This is a genomic window from Escherichia sp. HH091_1A (genome assembly GCF_030295175.1).
Classification (GTDB): domain Bacteria; phylum Pseudomonadota; class Gammaproteobacteria; order Enterobacterales; family Enterobacteriaceae; genus Escherichia; species Escherichia coli_F.
The window spans coordinates 2,099,565-2,115,463 of record NZ_AP025747.1; the positions used below are offsets into that span (position 1 = coordinate 2,099,565).

At 49.0% G+C, this 15,899-nt stretch carries 17 protein-coding genes and 1 other annotated feature; of the genes, 5 read left to right on the top strand and 12 right to left on the bottom strand.

All coding sequences use genetic code 11. The features are described 5' to 3' along the window. Positions 1–51: 51 nt before the first annotated feature. The 11 genes from btuD to thrS all read right to left on the bottom strand — a co-directional run bounded on the left by btuD (position 52) and on the right by thrS (position 9,810). Positions 52–801, bottom strand: a complete 750-nt coding sequence (btuD, locus tag QUF14_RS10425; protein ID WP_000029466.1) for a vitamin B12 ABC transporter ATP-binding protein BtuD — start codon at positions 799–801, stop codon at positions 52–54. Beyond that, positions 801–1,352 carry a bifunctional thioredoxin/glutathione peroxidase gene (gene btuE / locus QUF14_RS10430; protein WP_001154187.1) on the bottom strand — a complete coding sequence of 184 codons (552 nt, stop codon included), beginning with the start codon at positions 1,350–1,352 and terminating at the stop codon, positions 801–803. Before btuE ends, btuD begins: the two co-directional genes overlap by 1 nt. 60 nt (positions 1,353–1,412) lie before the next feature. Next, entirely contained in the window at positions 1,413–2,393 is a 981-nt protein-coding gene (gene btuC / locus QUF14_RS10435; protein ID WP_000956530.1) for a vitamin B12 ABC transporter permease BtuC, read from the bottom strand. 100 nt (positions 2,394–2,493) lie between these two features. Further along, entirely contained in the window at positions 2,494–2,793 is a 300-nt protein-coding gene (gene ihfA, locus QUF14_RS10440) for an integration host factor subunit alpha (RefSeq protein WP_001229265.1), read from the bottom strand. A 4-nt stretch (positions 2,794–2,797) separates the two neighbouring features. Continuing rightward, positions 2,798–5,185, bottom strand: coding sequence for a phenylalanine--tRNA ligase subunit beta (gene pheT / locus QUF14_RS10445; protein ID WP_000672326.1), 2,388 nt, complete (start codon positions 5,183–5,185; stop codon positions 2,798–2,800). Positions 5,186–5,199: 14 nt separating this feature from the next. Beyond that, a complete protein-coding gene (pheS, locus tag QUF14_RS10450; RefSeq protein ID WP_000018602.1) occupies positions 5,200–6,183 on the bottom strand; it encodes a phenylalanine--tRNA ligase subunit alpha in 984 nt (327 codons plus the stop codon). 208 nt (positions 6,184–6,391) lie between these two features. Continuing rightward, positions 6,392–6,516, bottom strand: a sequence feature (Phe leader region). Further along, a complete protein-coding gene (gene pheM / locus QUF14_RS10455) occupies positions 6,466–6,510 on the bottom strand; it encodes a pheST operon leader peptide PheM (protein WP_001386830.1) in 45 nt (14 codons plus the stop codon). It overlaps the preceding feature by 45 nt. Before the next feature lie 116 nt (positions 6,517–6,632). Further along, positions 6,633–6,989 (bottom strand): 50S ribosomal protein L20, encoded by a 357-nt coding sequence (rplT, locus tag QUF14_RS10460; RefSeq protein WP_000124850.1) that lies wholly within the window; start codon positions 6,987–6,989, stop codon positions 6,633–6,635. A gap of 52 nt (positions 6,990–7,041) precedes the next feature. Continuing rightward, positions 7,042–7,239, bottom strand: coding sequence for a 50S ribosomal protein L35 (gene rpmI, locus QUF14_RS10465; protein ID WP_001124225.1), 198 nt, complete (start codon positions 7,237–7,239; stop codon positions 7,042–7,044). A 96-nt stretch (positions 7,240–7,335) separates the two neighbouring features. Continuing rightward, on the bottom strand, positions 7,336–7,878 hold the full coding sequence (gene infC, locus QUF14_RS10470; RefSeq protein ID WP_001700733.1) for a translation initiation factor IF-3: 543 nt from the start codon (positions 7,876–7,878) through the stop codon (positions 7,336–7,338). 3 nt (positions 7,879–7,881) lie between these two features. Next, positions 7,882–9,810: a threonine--tRNA ligase gene (gene thrS / locus QUF14_RS10475; protein ID WP_001144202.1), complete on the bottom strand. Its 1,929-nt coding sequence runs from the start codon at positions 9,808–9,810 to the stop codon at positions 7,882–7,884. Between the two features lie 520 nt (positions 9,811–10,330). Here thrS and espL1 point away from each other — a divergent pair. Beyond that, positions 10,331–12,229: a type III secretion system effector EspL1 gene (gene espL1 / locus QUF14_RS10480; protein ID WP_001293431.1), complete on the top strand. Its 1,899-nt coding sequence runs from the start codon at positions 10,331–10,333 to the stop codon at positions 12,227–12,229. Between the two features lie 162 nt (positions 12,230–12,391). Further along, positions 12,392–12,499 carry a small membrane protein YniD gene (yniD, locus tag QUF14_RS10485; RefSeq protein WP_001142445.1) on the top strand — a complete coding sequence of 36 codons (108 nt, stop codon included), beginning with the start codon at positions 12,392–12,394 and terminating at the stop codon, positions 12,497–12,499. A gap of 52 nt (positions 12,500–12,551) precedes the next feature. Here yniD and QUF14_RS10490 read toward each other — a convergent pair whose 3' ends face one another. Then, positions 12,552–13,310 carry a DUF481 domain-containing protein gene (locus tag QUF14_RS10490; RefSeq protein WP_000771391.1) on the bottom strand — a complete coding sequence of 253 codons (759 nt, stop codon included), beginning with the start codon at positions 13,308–13,310 and terminating at the stop codon, positions 12,552–12,554. A 286-nt stretch (positions 13,311–13,596) separates the two neighbouring features. Here QUF14_RS10490 and pfkB point away from each other — a divergent pair, with 286 nt between their 5' ends. The 3 genes from pfkB to QUF14_RS10505 all read left to right on the top strand — a co-directional run bounded on the left by pfkB (position 13,597) and on the right by QUF14_RS10505 (position 15,883). After that, positions 13,597–14,526, top strand: coding sequence for a 6-phosphofructokinase II (pfkB, locus tag QUF14_RS10495; protein WP_000251742.1), 930 nt, complete (start codon positions 13,597–13,599; stop codon positions 14,524–14,526). A 100-nt stretch (positions 14,527–14,626) separates the two neighbouring features. Beyond that, a complete protein-coding gene (gene ghoS / locus QUF14_RS10500; RefSeq protein WP_000146149.1) occupies positions 14,627–14,917 on the top strand; it encodes a type V toxin-antitoxin system endoribonuclease antitoxin GhoS in 291 nt (96 codons plus the stop codon). Between the two features lie 105 nt (positions 14,918–15,022). Beyond that, positions 15,023–15,883 (top strand): fructosamine kinase family protein, encoded by an 861-nt coding sequence (locus QUF14_RS10505; RefSeq protein ID WP_000267669.1) that lies wholly within the window; start codon positions 15,023–15,025, stop codon positions 15,881–15,883. Positions 15,884–15,899: the final 16 nt, after the last annotated feature.

Here is a 15,899-nt window from a genome sequence, read left to right on the forward strand (position 1 = left end):
CTTGCATTAATTTAGCGTCGTAATTACCCGATTTTCAAGATACTCATGAATTCAGATGGTCGAAATCAGCATTCTGTGACCTTCGATATCCAGACGGCGAAAATTCATCCCATAGGCCTGCGCCAGATTTGGCGGCGTGAGCACCTCTTCTCTGCGTCCACTGGCCAGCATTTTTCCACCTTTTAGCAACCACGCCCGATGCGCATGACGCAAGGTGTGGTTGAGATCGTGACTGCTCATCACAATCGCCAGTCCTTGCTGACACAGCGCGCTCAGAATTTTGTCTAACGCACTTTGTTGCGCAACGTCAAGACTGTTCATAGGCTCATCAAGAAGCAGCAATTGACCTGCGGGATTGGCTTGTGGTGTGATTTGCAGCACCACCGCAGCAAGACGTACGCGTTGCCATTCGCCGCCGGAAAGTTGATTGGTGCTACGTCCGAGTTTGTCATCAAGAGCCAGCGCCCCTGCGACATCATTCAGTAGTTCGGTACGCGTTTTATCGTGCTGATGCAGTGTCAGGTAGTGCCAGACCGGCATTGCAAACGGTGGCGTCTGTTGTTGTGAAAGATAGGCGCGATGCAGCGCGAGTTTTGTTGCGGACCATGCTTCCAGTGGTTGCCCCGCGAACTGAATGCTTCCCTTACCGCTGGTCATTCCGGCCATTCGCGCCAGTAAGGTACTCTTACCCGCGCCATTCGGCCCCACCAGATGCAGGATCTCCCCAGCCCGAACCTCGCCAGAAAGCGGCCCAAGGCGGGTTGATTCCGCAACATCCTGTAGCTGCATCACAATAGACATTATTTCGCCAACGCCAGTTTAATGCTTTCCATCACAATGGGATCTTCCGGCGTCATATCCGGGGAAAAACGCTGGATGACCAATCCGTCCCTGCCAACTAAAAATTTCTCAAAATTCCATAAAATATCATCAGGGTACAGCGGTGCACGACCTTTGCTGACCATACGGGCATAGAATCCGCTCTCTTCCGGCGCGACTGCCGTCGGCGCTGCGGCAATCAATTTTTGATACAGCGGATGGCGTCCTTCGCCATTAACTTCAATCTTACTGAACATCGGGAACGTCACCCCCCATGTAGTGGTGCAGTAAGTTTTAATCTCTTCATCGCTGCCCGGTTCTTGCTCCAGAAACTGGTTGCACGGGAATCCCAACACCACAAAACCACGATCGGCCCAGGCTTTCTGAATATTCTCCAACTGCTCATATTGCGGCGTTAAGCCACACTTTGAGGCGACATTGACAATCAACAGCACATTACCGGCGTACTTCTCCAGCGTGGTCACTTCACCGTCGATATCTTTCACTACGGTCGTCAGAATGGAATCTTGCATCGTTTCTCCTGGGTGGTCAGTAAAAATCTTAGCTTTTAATCATAGACCGTCTTTTTGCGGCTAACGTCCTGCTTTTAACAATAACCAGATAAACACCGGCGCACCCAACGTTGCGGTGACCACGCCAATAGGCAGCTCTGCGGCAGCTAATGCCAGGCGCGCTACAACATCGGCCAGCAGTAATGCGCTCGCCCCTGCCAGCGCGCAGCCGGGAAGTAATACGCGATGATCGGTCAAACCACATAACCGGAGAATATGTGGGATCACCAGACCAATAAAGCCGATAGCACCCGCCAACGCCACACTGACGCCAACCATCCAGCCGGTCGCTGCCACCAGCACATTGCGCCAGAACCACAGGGGTAAACCAAGTTGCCGCGCCGAGATCTCGCCAAGTGCTAACATATTCATCGGTCTGGACTGACAACAGATCCACAACAACACGGGGATCAATGCCAGCATCAGCCAACTTTGCCGCCAGTCTACGCCGCCAAAACCGCCCATCATCCAGTACATCAGCTGACGTAAATCAACAGAGGTGGAAAAATAGATAGCCCACGTCATTAGTGCGCTACAGATAATCCCTAATGCAACACCAGCCAGCAATAACCGACTGGTCGAAAGATGACGACGGGCAAAACGTAAGAGTATTAAAGTGATGATAAGCGCGCCAGCAATCGCACACAGCCCTAGTGCCCAGTTTGGGAGTTGCCCTTGCCCAAGCAATACCGCGGCGATAAGCCCTACGCCTGCGCCGTTAGAGACGCCAAGTAGTCCAGGTTCTGCCAGAGGATTTTCAAACAATGCCTGCATTACAGCGCCGGATATAGCCAGCGCCGCACCAACCAGCAATACAGCCAGCGTACGTGGCAGGCGAATTTGCCAGACGAACAGTTCGCCACGAGGAGTAAACCAGTCACCTGGCGAAATCCATTGTTCACCGGCGCAAAGGCTTAAGAGAAGCGCCAGCAGCATCAAAACTGACAGGCATAATAACCAGCGAATATTTTGTCGCTGTTGTTGGCGGGCAAGTGTCAGCATGGTATCCGTTCTGCTGAAGTGTCATGGCGTTGATTTTACGGTGACTCTTCGACAGTGAAAAGAAAAAAGGCCGCAGAGCGGCCTTTTTAGTTAGATCAGATTACTCGTCTTTGGGCGAAGCGTTTTCGACCCGGCTTTTTAACTTCTGCCCGGGTCTGAAGGTCACCACGCGCCGTGCTGTAATGGGAATATCCTCGCCCGTTTTCGGGTTACGTCCCGGGCGTTGATTCTTATCACGCAGATCGAAGTTACCAAAACCAGAGAGTTTCACCTGTTCGCCGTTTTCCAGAGCTCGACGGATCTCTTCGAAAAACAGTTCAACCAGTTCTTTGGCATCCCGCTTGCTAAGCCCAAGCTTATCAAACAGATATTCTGACATTTCAGCTTTTGTAAGCGCCATAGGTTCAATCCCTCAATGATGCCTGGAATCGCTCTTTTAATGCCTCTACACATTTGGCGACGGTAGCGGCAATCTCCTCTTCTTCGAGTGTACGGCTGGTATCTTGCAGGATCAGGCTTATGGCGAGGCTCTTATACCCCTCCGCAACACCCTTACCGCGGTACACGTCAAATAAGTTTACGCCAACTACCTGATTTACGCCAACTTTCTTACATTCGGATAAAATATCCGCTGCGGGAACGTTTTCTGCGACCACCACCGCGATGTCACGACGGTTCGCCGGGAAGCGAGAAATCTCGCGCGCCTGAGGCACCACGCGGTCTGCGAGCTTGTTCCACTCCAGTTCGAACACCAGAGTGCGACCGTTAAGATCCAGTTTACGTTCCAGTTCAGGATGAACAACCCCAACAAAACCAATACGTTCACCTTTCAGATAAATCGCTGCGGATTGCCCCGGATGCAGTGCCGGATTCGCTTCTGCACGGAACTCAACCTCATTCAGTTTACCGGTCAGGTCGAGAACGGATTCAAGATCGCCTTTCAAATCATAGAAATCAACGGTCTCTTTTGCCAGGTTCCAGTGCTCTTCGTAACGGTTACCGCAAATCACACCGGCTAACATCAGATCCTGACGAATGCCCAACGGTGCCTGAGTATCTGGCACGAAACGCAGACCACTTTCGAAAATGCGCACACGGTTCTGCTGACGGTTCTGGTTGTACACCACGGTTGCCAGCAGGCCGGTCCACAGGGAAAGACGCATTGCTGACATTTCAACGGAAATAGGGCTTGGCAGCAGTAAGGCTTCAACGCCTGGATGGATCATCTGCTGCACTTTCGGATCAACGAAGCTGTAGGTGATCACTTCCTGATAGCCTTTGTCGTTGAGCAGCGTTTTCACGCGCTTGAGCGACAGATCGGCTTCGCGGTGAGTACCCATAATCAGGTTTGCCTGCACCGGCTCATCAGGGATGTTGTTGTAGCCGTAAACACGCGCGACTTCTTCGACCAGATCTTCTTCAATCTCCATGTCGAAACGCCAGCTCGGCGCAACTGCCTGCCACTCGTCTTTGCCTTCGGTCACTTCGCAGCCGAGACGACGCAGAATGTCAGTGACCTGCTCATCGGCAATATGATGGCCAATCAGGCGATCCAGTTTGCTGCGACGCAAAGTGATGGTTGCACGCTTCGGCAGCGTTGCTTCGTTGGTGATATCAATTACCGGACCAGCCTCACCACCGCAGATGTCGATCAGCAGACGGGTCGCACGTTCCATCGCTTTGTACTGCAGTGCCGGATCAACGCCACGCTCATAACGGTGAGACGCATCAGTATGCAGGCCATGACGACGAGCACGACCGGTGATAGACAGCGGGCTGAAGAAAGCACATTCCAGCAGAACGTTTTGTGTTTCGTCATTCACGCCAGAGTGTTCGCCACCAAAGATGCCGCCCATCGCCAGCGCCTTGTTGTGGTCGGCGATGACCAGAGTGTCAGCATTCAGCTTCGCTTCAGTGCCATCAAGCAGCACCAGCGTTTCGCCCTCTTTCGCCATCCGCACCACAATGCCGCCTTCAATGCGATCTTTATCGAAAGCGTGCATCGGCTGGCCCAGTTCGAGCAGCACATAGTTGGTGACGTCAACGACCGCATCGATAGAACGAATCCCGCAACGACGCAGTTTTTCTTTCATCCACAGTGGAGTTGGCGCTTTAACGTTAATGCCTTTTACCACACGACCAAGATAACGCGGGCAGGCTTCCGGCGCTTCGACTGCAATCGGCAGCGTGTCGTCGATGGTCGCACCAACCGGAACGATTTCCGGTTCAACCAGCGGCAGTTGGTTCAGCACGGCAACGTCACGCGCAACGCCAATGATGCCTAAGCAGTCGGCACGGTTTGGCGTTACGCTAATTTCGATGGTGTTGTCATCGAGTTTCAGGTATTCGCGGATATCGGTGCCAATCGGCGCATCCGCAGGCAGCTCGATAATGCCGTTATGATCGTCAGAAATTCCCAGCTCAGAAAAGGAGCACAGCATCCCTTCAGACGGTTCGCCACGCAGTTTCGCCGCTTTAATTTTGAAATCACCCGGCAGAACAGCACCAATGGTCGCTACCGCCACACGCAGGCCCTGACGGCAGTTTGGCGCACCGCAGACGATGTCCAACAGGCGATCGCCGCCGACATTCACTTTTGTCACACGCAGTTTGTCAGCGTTCGGATGCTGCGCACACTCAACCACTTCACCAACAACCACGCCGTGGAAGCTACCGGCAACCGGTTCTACACCGTCAACTTCCAGGCCCGCCATGGTGATTTGATTTGCCAGCGCATCGCTATCAATCGCCGGGTTCACCCATTCGCGTAACCACAGTTCACTGAATTTCATAATCTATTCCTGCCTTATTTAAACTGTTTGAGGAAACGCAGATCGTTTTCGAAGAATGAACGCAGGTCGGTGACGCCGTAACGCAACATGGTCAGACGCTCCATCCCCATCCCGAAGGCGAAACCAGAGTAAACTTCCGGATCGATGCCAACATTACGCAGCACGTTCGGATGCACCATCCCGCAGCCCAGTACTTCCAGCCATTTACCGTTTTTACCCATGACGTCTACTTCCGCCGATGGTTCGGTGAACGGGAAGTAGGAAGGACGGAAGCGGATCTGCAAATCTTCTTCAAAGAAGTTACGCAGGAAGTCGTGCAGCGTGCCTTTAAGATTGGTAAAGCTGATGTTGGTATCAACAATCAGACCTTCCATCTGATGGAACATCGGCGTGTGAGTCTGGTCGTAGTCGTTACGATAAACGCGGCCAGGCGCGATGATACGAATCGGTGGCTGCTGAGCTTTCATGGTGCGGATCTGTACGCCAGAGGTCTGGGTACGCAGCAAGCGGGTAGCGTCAAACCAGAAAGTGTCGTGGTCAGCGCGCGCCGGGTGGTGACCAGGAATGTTCAGAGCATCGAAGTTATGATAATCGTCTTCGATTTCCGGCCCGGTTGCCACGGTAAAGCCAAGCTCACCGAAGAAACTTTCGATACGGTCGATGGTACGGGTAACCGGATGCAGACCGCCGTTTTCAATACGACGACCTGGCAGGGAGACATCAATCGTTTCCGCTGCCAGACGCGCATTCAGCGCTGCGCTTTCCAGTTCCACTTTACGCGCATTCAGCGCCTGCTGAACCTGCTCTTTCGCTTCGTTGATAACCGCACCGGCTGCCGGACGCTCTTCTGGCGGCAGCTCACGCAGGGTCGTCATCTGAAGGGTTAAGTGCCCTTTTTTACCCAAATATTCGACGCGCACATTGTCTAACGCGGCAACATCTGACGCCTGGCTAATGGCCGCCTTCGCACTGGCAACCAGTTCTGCGAGATGTGACATGGTTTTCCTCATTGTGTCGGTGGTGACACTGGTTCGTTGGACTTAGAGCCTATCCCATCAGGCTATTTTACTTGCCATTTTGGTCCCGGGCAGTGCTCGAAATCCCCACGTACTTAAGTACGCTCCGGTTTCTCCGCGCTGGCCGTGTCCAGACTGGCTGCGACAATTACGCCTGATAGACTGGCTTTTTATTTTTCAAAACGCGCATACAAAAAAAGCCTCCACTGGGAGGCTTTCAGGCGCTGTTTTCCGTTTCTCTTCTCACGCGCTAGCCTCCTGGAGTCAGGTGCTAAAGTAAAAAAAGAAGCGGAAAATAGCAGCATTCATTGCTTGCGTTACCTTTTGGTACTTTTCAAAAGACCTTTATTGAAAAGGCTACGGCGATAAAAGTCAATGTTTTGATGGCGTTGAAACGAAAAGAGGGAGACTAGCTCCCTCTTTCAACTGGCTTATGCCAGAGCTGCTTTCGCTTTTTCAACCAGAGCGGTGAACGCTACTTTGTCGAATACTGCGATATCAGCCAGGATCTTACGGTCGATTTCAACAGAGGCTTTTTTCAGGCCATTGATGAATTTGCTGTAAGAAATACCGTTCTGACGTGCTGCTGCGTTGATACGCGCAATCCACAGTTGACGGAACTGACGCTTACGTTGACGACGGTCACGGTAAGCATACTGACCAGCTTTGATAACAGCCTGGAAGGCAACGCGGTATACGCGAGAACGCGCACCGTAGTAGCCTTTAGCTTGTTTCAAAATTTTCTTGTGACGTGCGCGTGCAATTACACCACGTTTTACGCGAGCCATATGTGCTCTCCTGTATCTATATTCTAATTAAAAAGTTAAAAACGTTAACGGCTTATGCGTACGGCAGGCACGCGATTACCAGGCCCAGATCGCCTTTGGAAACCATGGCTTTCGGACGCAGGTGACGTTTACGTTTGGTCGCTTTTTTGGTCAGAATGTGACGCAGGTTAGCGTGCTTGTGCTTAAAACCACCTTTACCGGTTTTTTTGAAGCGCTTAGCAGCACCGCGTACGGTCTTAATTTTTGGCATTTTAATAACTTCCACTTCGCATTGTTAATAAACGAAACAAAGGCGAACAATGCCTGTGAAGCCCAAAGGCTCCACAGACAGTGCTACTTGAAGGCCTTACTGTTTCTTCTTAGGAGCGAGCACCATGATCATCTGGCGGCCTTCGATCTTCGTTGGGAAGGATTCGACCACTGCCAGTTCTTGCAAATCGTCTTTCACGCGATTAAGCACTTCCATACCGATTTGCTGGTGCGCCATCTCACGACCGCGGAAACGCAGCGTGATTTTGGCTTTATCACCCTCTTCGAGAAAGCGAATCAGGCTGCGGAGTTTTACCTGATAGTCGCCTTCATCTGTACCAGGACGGAATTTAATTTCCTTAACCTGGATAACTTTTTGCTTTTTCTTCTGTTCCTTAGAAGACTTGCTCTTTTCATAGAGGAATTTGCCGTAATCCATTATACGACAAACCGGCGGCTCGGCGTTAGGGCTGATCTCGACTAAGTCTACTCCGGCTTCTTCTGCTTTCTCCAGAGCTTCTCTCAGACTCACAATACCAAGCTGCTCGCCTTCCAGACCTGTTAAGCGAACTTCCTGGGCGCGAATTTCGCCATTGATACGGTTAGGGCGCGCCGTTTGAACTCGTTTTCCGCCTTTAATACCTTATTCCTCCAATTGTTTAAGACTGCGGCTGCGAATCTCTTGTTGCAGCTTCTCGATCACTTCATTTACGTCCATGCTTCCCAGGTCTTTACCACGGCGGGTGCGAACGGCAACTTTGCCTGATTCCACCTCTTTATCACCACAGACCAGCATATATGGGACGCGACGCAAAGTGTGCTCGCGGATTTTAAAGCCAATCTTCTCATTTCTCAAGTCTGCTTTAACACGAATGCCCGCATTTGATAGTTTTTGCGTCAATTCGTTAACGTATTCAGACTGTGAATCGGTAATATTCATGATAACAACCTGAACCGGCGCAAGCCAGGTCGGGAAGAAACCAGCGAATTCTTCGGTCAGGATACCGATGAAACGTTCCATCGACCCCAGAATTGCGCGGTGAATCATTACCGGTACCTTACGCTCGTTGTCTTCACCCACATAGGAGGCGCTCAGACGAGACGGCAAGGAGAAGTCCAGCTGTACTGTACCGCACTGCCATGCACGATCGAGGCAGTCATACAGGGTAAATTCAATTTTCGGACCGTAGAAAGCGCCTTCACCCAGTTGATATTCAAACGGGATGTTGTTTTCTTCCAGCGCAACTGCCAGGTCCGCCTCAGCACGATCCCACATTTCGTCGCTGCCAATACGTTTTTCAGGACGAGTGGAGAGTTTGACGACGATCTTCTCGAAGCCAAAAGTGCTGTACATATCATAGACTAAACGGATACATCCGTTAACTTCATCGCGAATTTGTTCTTCAGTACAGAAGATATGCGCGTCATCCTGGGTAAAACCACGTACACGCATCAGGCCATGCAGCGAACCTGACGGCTCGTTACGGTGGCAGCTACCAAACTCGGCCATACGCAGCGGCAGATCGCGATAAGACTTCAGCCCCTGGTTGAAAATTTGTACGTGACCCGGGCAGTTCATCGGCTTAATGCAGTATTCACGGTTCTCAGAAGACGTGGTGAACATTGCATCTTTGTAGTTGTCCCAGTGACCGGTTTTTTCCCACAGAACACGGTCCATCATGAACGGACCTTTAACTTCCTGATACTGGTACTCTTTCAGTTTAGAACGAACAAACACTTCCAGTTCACGGAAGATGGTCCAACCGTCGTTGTGCCAGAAGACCATACCCGGCGCTTCTTCCTGCATATGGTACAGGTCGAGCTGTTTACCAATTTTACGGTGGTCGCGTTTCGCGGCTTCTTCCAGACGCTGCAGGTAAGCGTTTAGCGCTTTTTTGTCTGCCCACGCCGTACCGTAAATACGTTGCAACATTTTGTTGTTGCTGTCGCCACGCCAGTAAGCCCCTGCCGTTTTCATCAGTTTGAAATGATGGCAGAAACGCATGTTCGGTACGTGCGGACCGCGGCACATGTCGACATATTCTTCATGGAAGTACAGACCTGGCTTGTCATCATGGGCGATGTTTTCGTCAAGAATGGAGACTTTGTAGCTCTCCCCACGGTTGGCGAAAGTTTCACGCGCTTCATGCCAGCTGACTTTCTTTTTAATGACGTCGTAGTTTTTCTCAGCAAGCTCATGCATCCGCTTCTCGAGTGCTTCGACATCTTCCTGGGTTAACGTGCGGTCAAGATCAACGTCGTAATAAAAACCGTTGTCAATAACCGGGCCGATTGCCATTTTGGTATGCGGCCAAAGTTGTTTAATCGCGTGCCCTAACAGGTGCGCACAGGAGTGACGAATGATCTCCAGACCTTCTTCGTCTTTGGCGGTAATGATCGACAGTTGTGCGTCGTTTTCAATCAGATCGCAAGCATCAACCAGTTCACCATTAACGCGCCCTGCGATACAGGCTTTCGCCAGACCTGGACCAATGTCCAGCGCAACATCCATGGGGCTTACAGCGTGGTCGTAATGGCGTTGGCTGCCATCAGGAAGAGTTATAACAGGCATTTTATATCCTTATTTGCAGTGGTGACCCACACGAAAGATCACATACAAAGAAAAATTTGTTTATTAACAGTTCATTGCGAAACCATCTAGCCAACAAATGCTAAATTGGTTCGCAATCAGGTACACAAATGAAAGACATTAACCTCTCACCTTCCACCCGGTTGAACGATGTTAACACTAAAAAAAGGGAGATTGTACCTTTCCGTTTCACATTGATTCGATTCGCAATTCGTTTGTAGTGAGTACACCAGCAAAACGCTTAAAGAACCACTGATAACATCACGCAGCGTCTGAAAGGTTTACTGCGAGCGGATTTACGCAGATAAACTGAATCCAGCAAAGTTCGTTGCGCTATTTGGCGGTGGTATTTAAACGATCATGAGATTAATGACGAACTGGTCATATCGCAATGATAAAAGTGACACAATTCTTATAGCAATTTTTCGTGCACATTTCGTTCTGGCGATAATAATTAATCATCATACTCAAAACCTCCAGACATATATAAGGCGAATAGATTATGAGTGAAAACGATATCATTATCAGAACTCATTATAAGTCTCCTCATAGAGTGCACATCGATAGCGACATACCAACGCCTTCAGCAGAGCCTATTAATCAATTTGCGCGCCAGCTCATCACCCTACTTGATACCTCTGATTTAAGTTCGACGCTGTCATACTGTGTTACTCAGGAATTTACCGCAAGCTGTCGAAAAATATCACAAAATTGTTATTCCACTGCCCTTTTTATCATTAACTTTGCCACTTCCCCCATCCATGCAGAAAATATACTCATTACATTACACTATAAAAAAGAAATCATTTCCTTACTTCTGGAAACCACGCCCATTAAAGCTAACCATTTGCGAAGCATACTGGATTATATTGAACAGGAACAGTCAACTGCCGAAAAACGTAACCATTGCATGAAGCTGTCAAAAAAAATCCATAGAGAAAAAACTATACAACCAACAGTAAATCTCAATGGTAGTGCATTTTTTTTGCAATCTCCTTCTGACGCTATTTTTTGTCGCCATCTGTCATTACAATACGCCCTTGATTCATTGGGCAATGGAAAAGGCAAAGTCAACCTGATTAAACATTACTCCTCCGTTGAATCCATACAACAGCATGTCCCTATAGTCCGGGACGCGGAGTTCAGAGCATTACTTCGCCATCCTCCTGCAGGGAGTCGCGTTATCGCGAGTAAGGATTTTGGCTTCGCTTTAGATATTTTCTTCTGTCGAATGATGGCAAACAATGTCAGTCATATGTCCGCGATTTTATATATAGACAATCATACTTTATCAGTAAGGCTACGAATAAAGTTGGCAGCGGATGGACAGTTAAATTATGTTGTGTCCGTTTACGATCCGAACGACACCAATGTTGCCGTCAGAGGCACCCACAGGACAGCACGAGGCTTTGTCTCGCTTGATAAGTTCATCAGTTCAGGTCCCGATGCTCAGACCTGGGCTGATATGTATGTTCGCAACTGTGCAATTGCAATTCTCCCTCTATTACCTGAGGGAGTTCCAGCGGCTATTTTCGCGGGTATTGCGACACGAATGCCATTTGCCCCTATACATCCATCGGCAATGTTGTTAATAATGGCCACAGGACAGACTCAACAGCTTATTACATTATTCAAACAGTTGCGCATACTCCCTGAAAAAGAAATCATTAAAATAATAACTGCGCAGAATAGCGTTGGTACTCCTGCTTTATTTCTGGCTATGATGAACGGACATACTGACAACGTAAAAATATTTATGCAAGAAATTCAGTCACTGGTAAATAGTCGCATCATTCATAAAAATAATCTAGTTAAGTTACTGCAAACTAAAAGTGCCAATGACACACCTGGACTCTACATTACCATGTTGTATGGATTCGATGAAATAATCAATATCTTCCTTAATACATTAACCACTCCAATAGCACAAGAGCTTTTAAACAAAAAGCTGGTAATGGATATTTTAGCAATGAAAATACACGACGGTGAACCAGGATTATTCGCTGCAATGGAAAATAATCACCCTTTGTGTGTCACACGGTTCCTCTCAAAAATTTATGGAATCGCCTTTAAATATAACCTCAGTAAAATTAACATCATGGATTTATTAAAAGGCGCAACAGCACATGGAACCCCTGCTTTATACATCGCCATGAGCAAGGGTAATGAAGACGTCGTGCTATCTTATATATCGACGCTGTGTACTTTTGCAAAAAAATATTCTTTTAGTCAACATCAGTTATTCACACTGTTGGCCGCTAAAAATCATGACAACATATCAGCTGTTCATATAGCCATTCATCATAATCATTATAAAACGGTAGAAATATATTATGCAGCTATAAATGTAATCAGCCAAAGCCTGAGCTTTAGTCCAGATGAACTACAGGCGTATTTATAACTAAATATTTACGATGTATATGTTGATACATATACTTTAAACTCAATAACAGTGACCGGGTGCACAACGCCACCCGACGGCTGCAATTGCAAAAAATCCCTTGTTGCCTGTCCCTTTTGTTACACTCCGTTATCACGCACAAGAGATATGCAGGACACTGGTATGCCGACTAAACGCTTTGATAAAAAACACTGGAAGATGGTGGTGGTGCTACTGGCAATCTGTGGCGCTATGTTGTTGCTACGTTGGGCAGCAATGATTTGGGGCTGAGCAGTGACAAACGAAAACAGCCAGACCGCATACTACGGTCCGGCAGATAATGTTACATGCTGTAGCCCAGCGATAAGGTTGTCCGACGATCGGTATGTTCCGGTGCAGACTCTGGAGGTTCAGAGTTCCATGTGACGTTGTAAGCCACCTTCAGTCCAAAATGTTCATTAATAGCAACATTTAATGCGCTTTCAGAGTTCAGCGTTGTGTCTTCCGCGCCAAAGACGGAAACACCCTGCGTAAATTTAGCGTTGTCAGTCAACTGCCATGCATAAGCCCCGGAGGCATAACCCAGCGGCTGGGTTTCACTGGCATTGTCGGTATATTTGTCGTAACGCACACCTGGACCGAATTCAAAGCGGAAACTGTGTACCGGGCCATTCAAAAACTGGCGACCATAACCCGCGGTCAACACATCGCGCTCTCGATAGCCGTTATAACGGTCTGTCAGCCAGCTTGCCTGCCCAAATAAATAGTCATAATCAGTTAAATTAAAACGGCTACGCCCGCCCGCCGCATATTTTTCTGAAGAACGCTCATCATTAGAAGAGGTATTACTGGCGTTCCCCCACAGCGACCAGGCAGTGGTATGTCCATACCAGGTCATGGTAGTGTCAGCCGTAAGTGAGGAGCTTTTCGTATTGCCTGATTGTGCAAGATATCCTGCATTCAGATTACCTTCGAAAGGTTTTTTAGCGCTGGCAGGATCGTCCATGACAGTAAAAACGGAATCATCGGCAGCTGCATTCAGTGACGCAAACATGCCCCCCGCCAACATAACGATGGCAGGAACTGTCTTCAAAAGCTTCATTTATCAAGAGTCCGTACAACAAAAAAAGAGACCTTCTCGGTCCCGGAAACTTTCTTAAGGATCAAAGATTAGCGTCCCTGGAAAGGTAACGAATTATAAAAAGGCGCGAATAACTTAGCAATATATTCTTATTTCATTTTTTGAATAAGCATGTGGCGAAAACAGATTTTTATTTATATATATTTATCTGCAAAATTTTAAATAAAGCTCTAATAAATCATATTGTTAATTTCTTCACTTTCCGCTGATTCGGTGCCAGACTGAAATCAGCCTATAGGAGGAAATGATGGTACGTATCTATACGTTGACACTTGCGCCCTCTCTCGATAGCGCAACAATTACCCCGCAAATTTATCCCGAAGGAAAGCTGCGCTGTACCGCACCGGTATTCGAACCCGGAGGCGGCGGCATCAACGTCGCCCGCGCCATTGCCCATCTTGGAGGCAGTGCCACAGCGATCTTCCCGGCGGGTGGTGCGACCGGCGAACATCTGGTTTCACTGTTGGCAGATGAAAATGTCCCCGTCGCTACTGTAGAAGCCAAAGACTGGACCCGGCAGAATTTACACGTACATGTGGAAGCAAGCGGTGAGCAGTATCGTTTTGTCATGCCAGGCGCGGCATTAAGTGAAGATGAGTTTCGCCAACTTGAAGAGCAAGTTCTGGAAATTGAATCCGGTGCTATCCTGGTCATAAGCGGAAGCCTGCCGCCAGGTGTGAAGCTAGAAAAATTAACCCAACTGATTTCCGCTGCGCAAAACCAAGGGATCCGCTGTATCGTCGACAGTTCTGGCGAAGCGTTAAGTGCAGCACTGGCGATTGGTAACATCGAGTTGGTTAAGCCTAACCAAAAAGAACTCAGTGCGCTGGTGAATCGCGAACTCACCCAGCCAGACGATGTCCGCAAAGCCGCGCAGGAAATCGTTAATAGCGGCAAGGCCAAACGAGTTGTCGTTTCCCTGGGTCCACAAGGGGCGCTGGGCGTTGATAGTGAAAACTGCATTCAGGTTGTGCCACCACCGGTGAAAAGCCAGAGCACCGTTGGCGCTGGTGACAGCATGGTCGGCGCGATGACTCTGAAACTGGCAGAAAATGCCTCTCTTGAAGAGATGGTCCGTTTTGGCGTAGCTGCGGGGAGTGCAGCCACACTCAATCAGGGAACACGCCTGTGCTCCCATGACGATACACAAAAAATTTACGCTTACCTTTCCCGCTAACTGAAACATTCCCCCTGCATTGGGGGAATCACCACCAACCTGTCGGCAACGCGTTTCTCCGACTATGCTCAAAAGTCATGTGATAACAAAGGGGTGAACTATGGCCAGTGGCGATCTTGTCCGTTATGTCATAACCGTCATGTTGCACGAGGATACATTGACTGAAATTAACGAGTTGAATAATTACCTGACTCGCGACGGTTTTTTGCTCACCATGACGGATGATGATGGAAATATCCATGAGCTGGGGACTAACACTTTTGGACTTATCAGTACCCAAAGTGAAGAAGAAATTAGAGAACTGGTTTCGGGGCTTACCCAAAGTGCAACCGGCAAAGATCCTGAAATCACCATCACGACCTGGGAGGAATGGAATAGCAACAGAAAATAAATGGTTTTTGGGCAATAATCAGTCTGTGGTGTGCGTTAGCTCGTGTTTTTACACCGCATTCTTGCGCTAACCTTATGATCTGGCAGACAACATGGGAGAGACATCATGTGGCAGGCAATCAGTCGTCTTTTGAGCGAGCAGTTAGGTGAAGGCGAAATCGAACTGCGTAATGAACTGCCTGGCGGAGAAGTCCATGCCGCATGGCATTTGCGCTATGCAGGACGTGACTTTTTCGTCAAATGTGATGAAAGGGAACTGCTTCCCGGTTTTACCGCCGAAGCCGACCAACTGGAGTTACTGTCGCGTAGTAAAACCGTCACCGTGCCTAAGGTTTGGGCAGTTGGCGCTGACCGTGACTACAGTTTTCTGGTGATGGATTATCTCCCACCTCGCCCGCTGGATGCGCATAGCGCATTTATTCTTGGTCAGCAAATTGCGCGTTTACATCAATGGAGCGACCAACCGCAATTTGGCCTCGATTTCGATAACGCGATCTCCACAACTCCCCAGCCCAACACCTGGCAACGTCGCTGGTCAACTTTTTTTGCTGAACAACGGATTGGCTGGCAGCTGGAACTGGCGGCAGAAAAAGGGATCGCTTTCGGCAATATCGATGCCATCGTCGAGCATATTCAGCAGCGTCTGGCCTCGCATCAACCGCAGCCTTCTCTGTTGCACGGCGATTTATGGTCCGGCAACTGTGCGCTGGGTCCGGATGGCCCGTACATTTTCGACCCGGCCTGCTACTGGGGTGACCGAGAGTGCGACCTGGCGATGTTACCGCTGCATACTGAACAGCCGCCACAAATCTATGACGGCTATCAGTCAGTATCCCCGCTACCTGCCGATTTCCTTGAACGTCAACCGGTTTACCAACTCTACACGCTGTTAAATCGTGCAAGGTTATTTGGCGGTCAGCATTTGGTTATTGCTCAGCAGTCACTGGATAGATTATTAGCAGCATAATATGGGGTGAGGATAA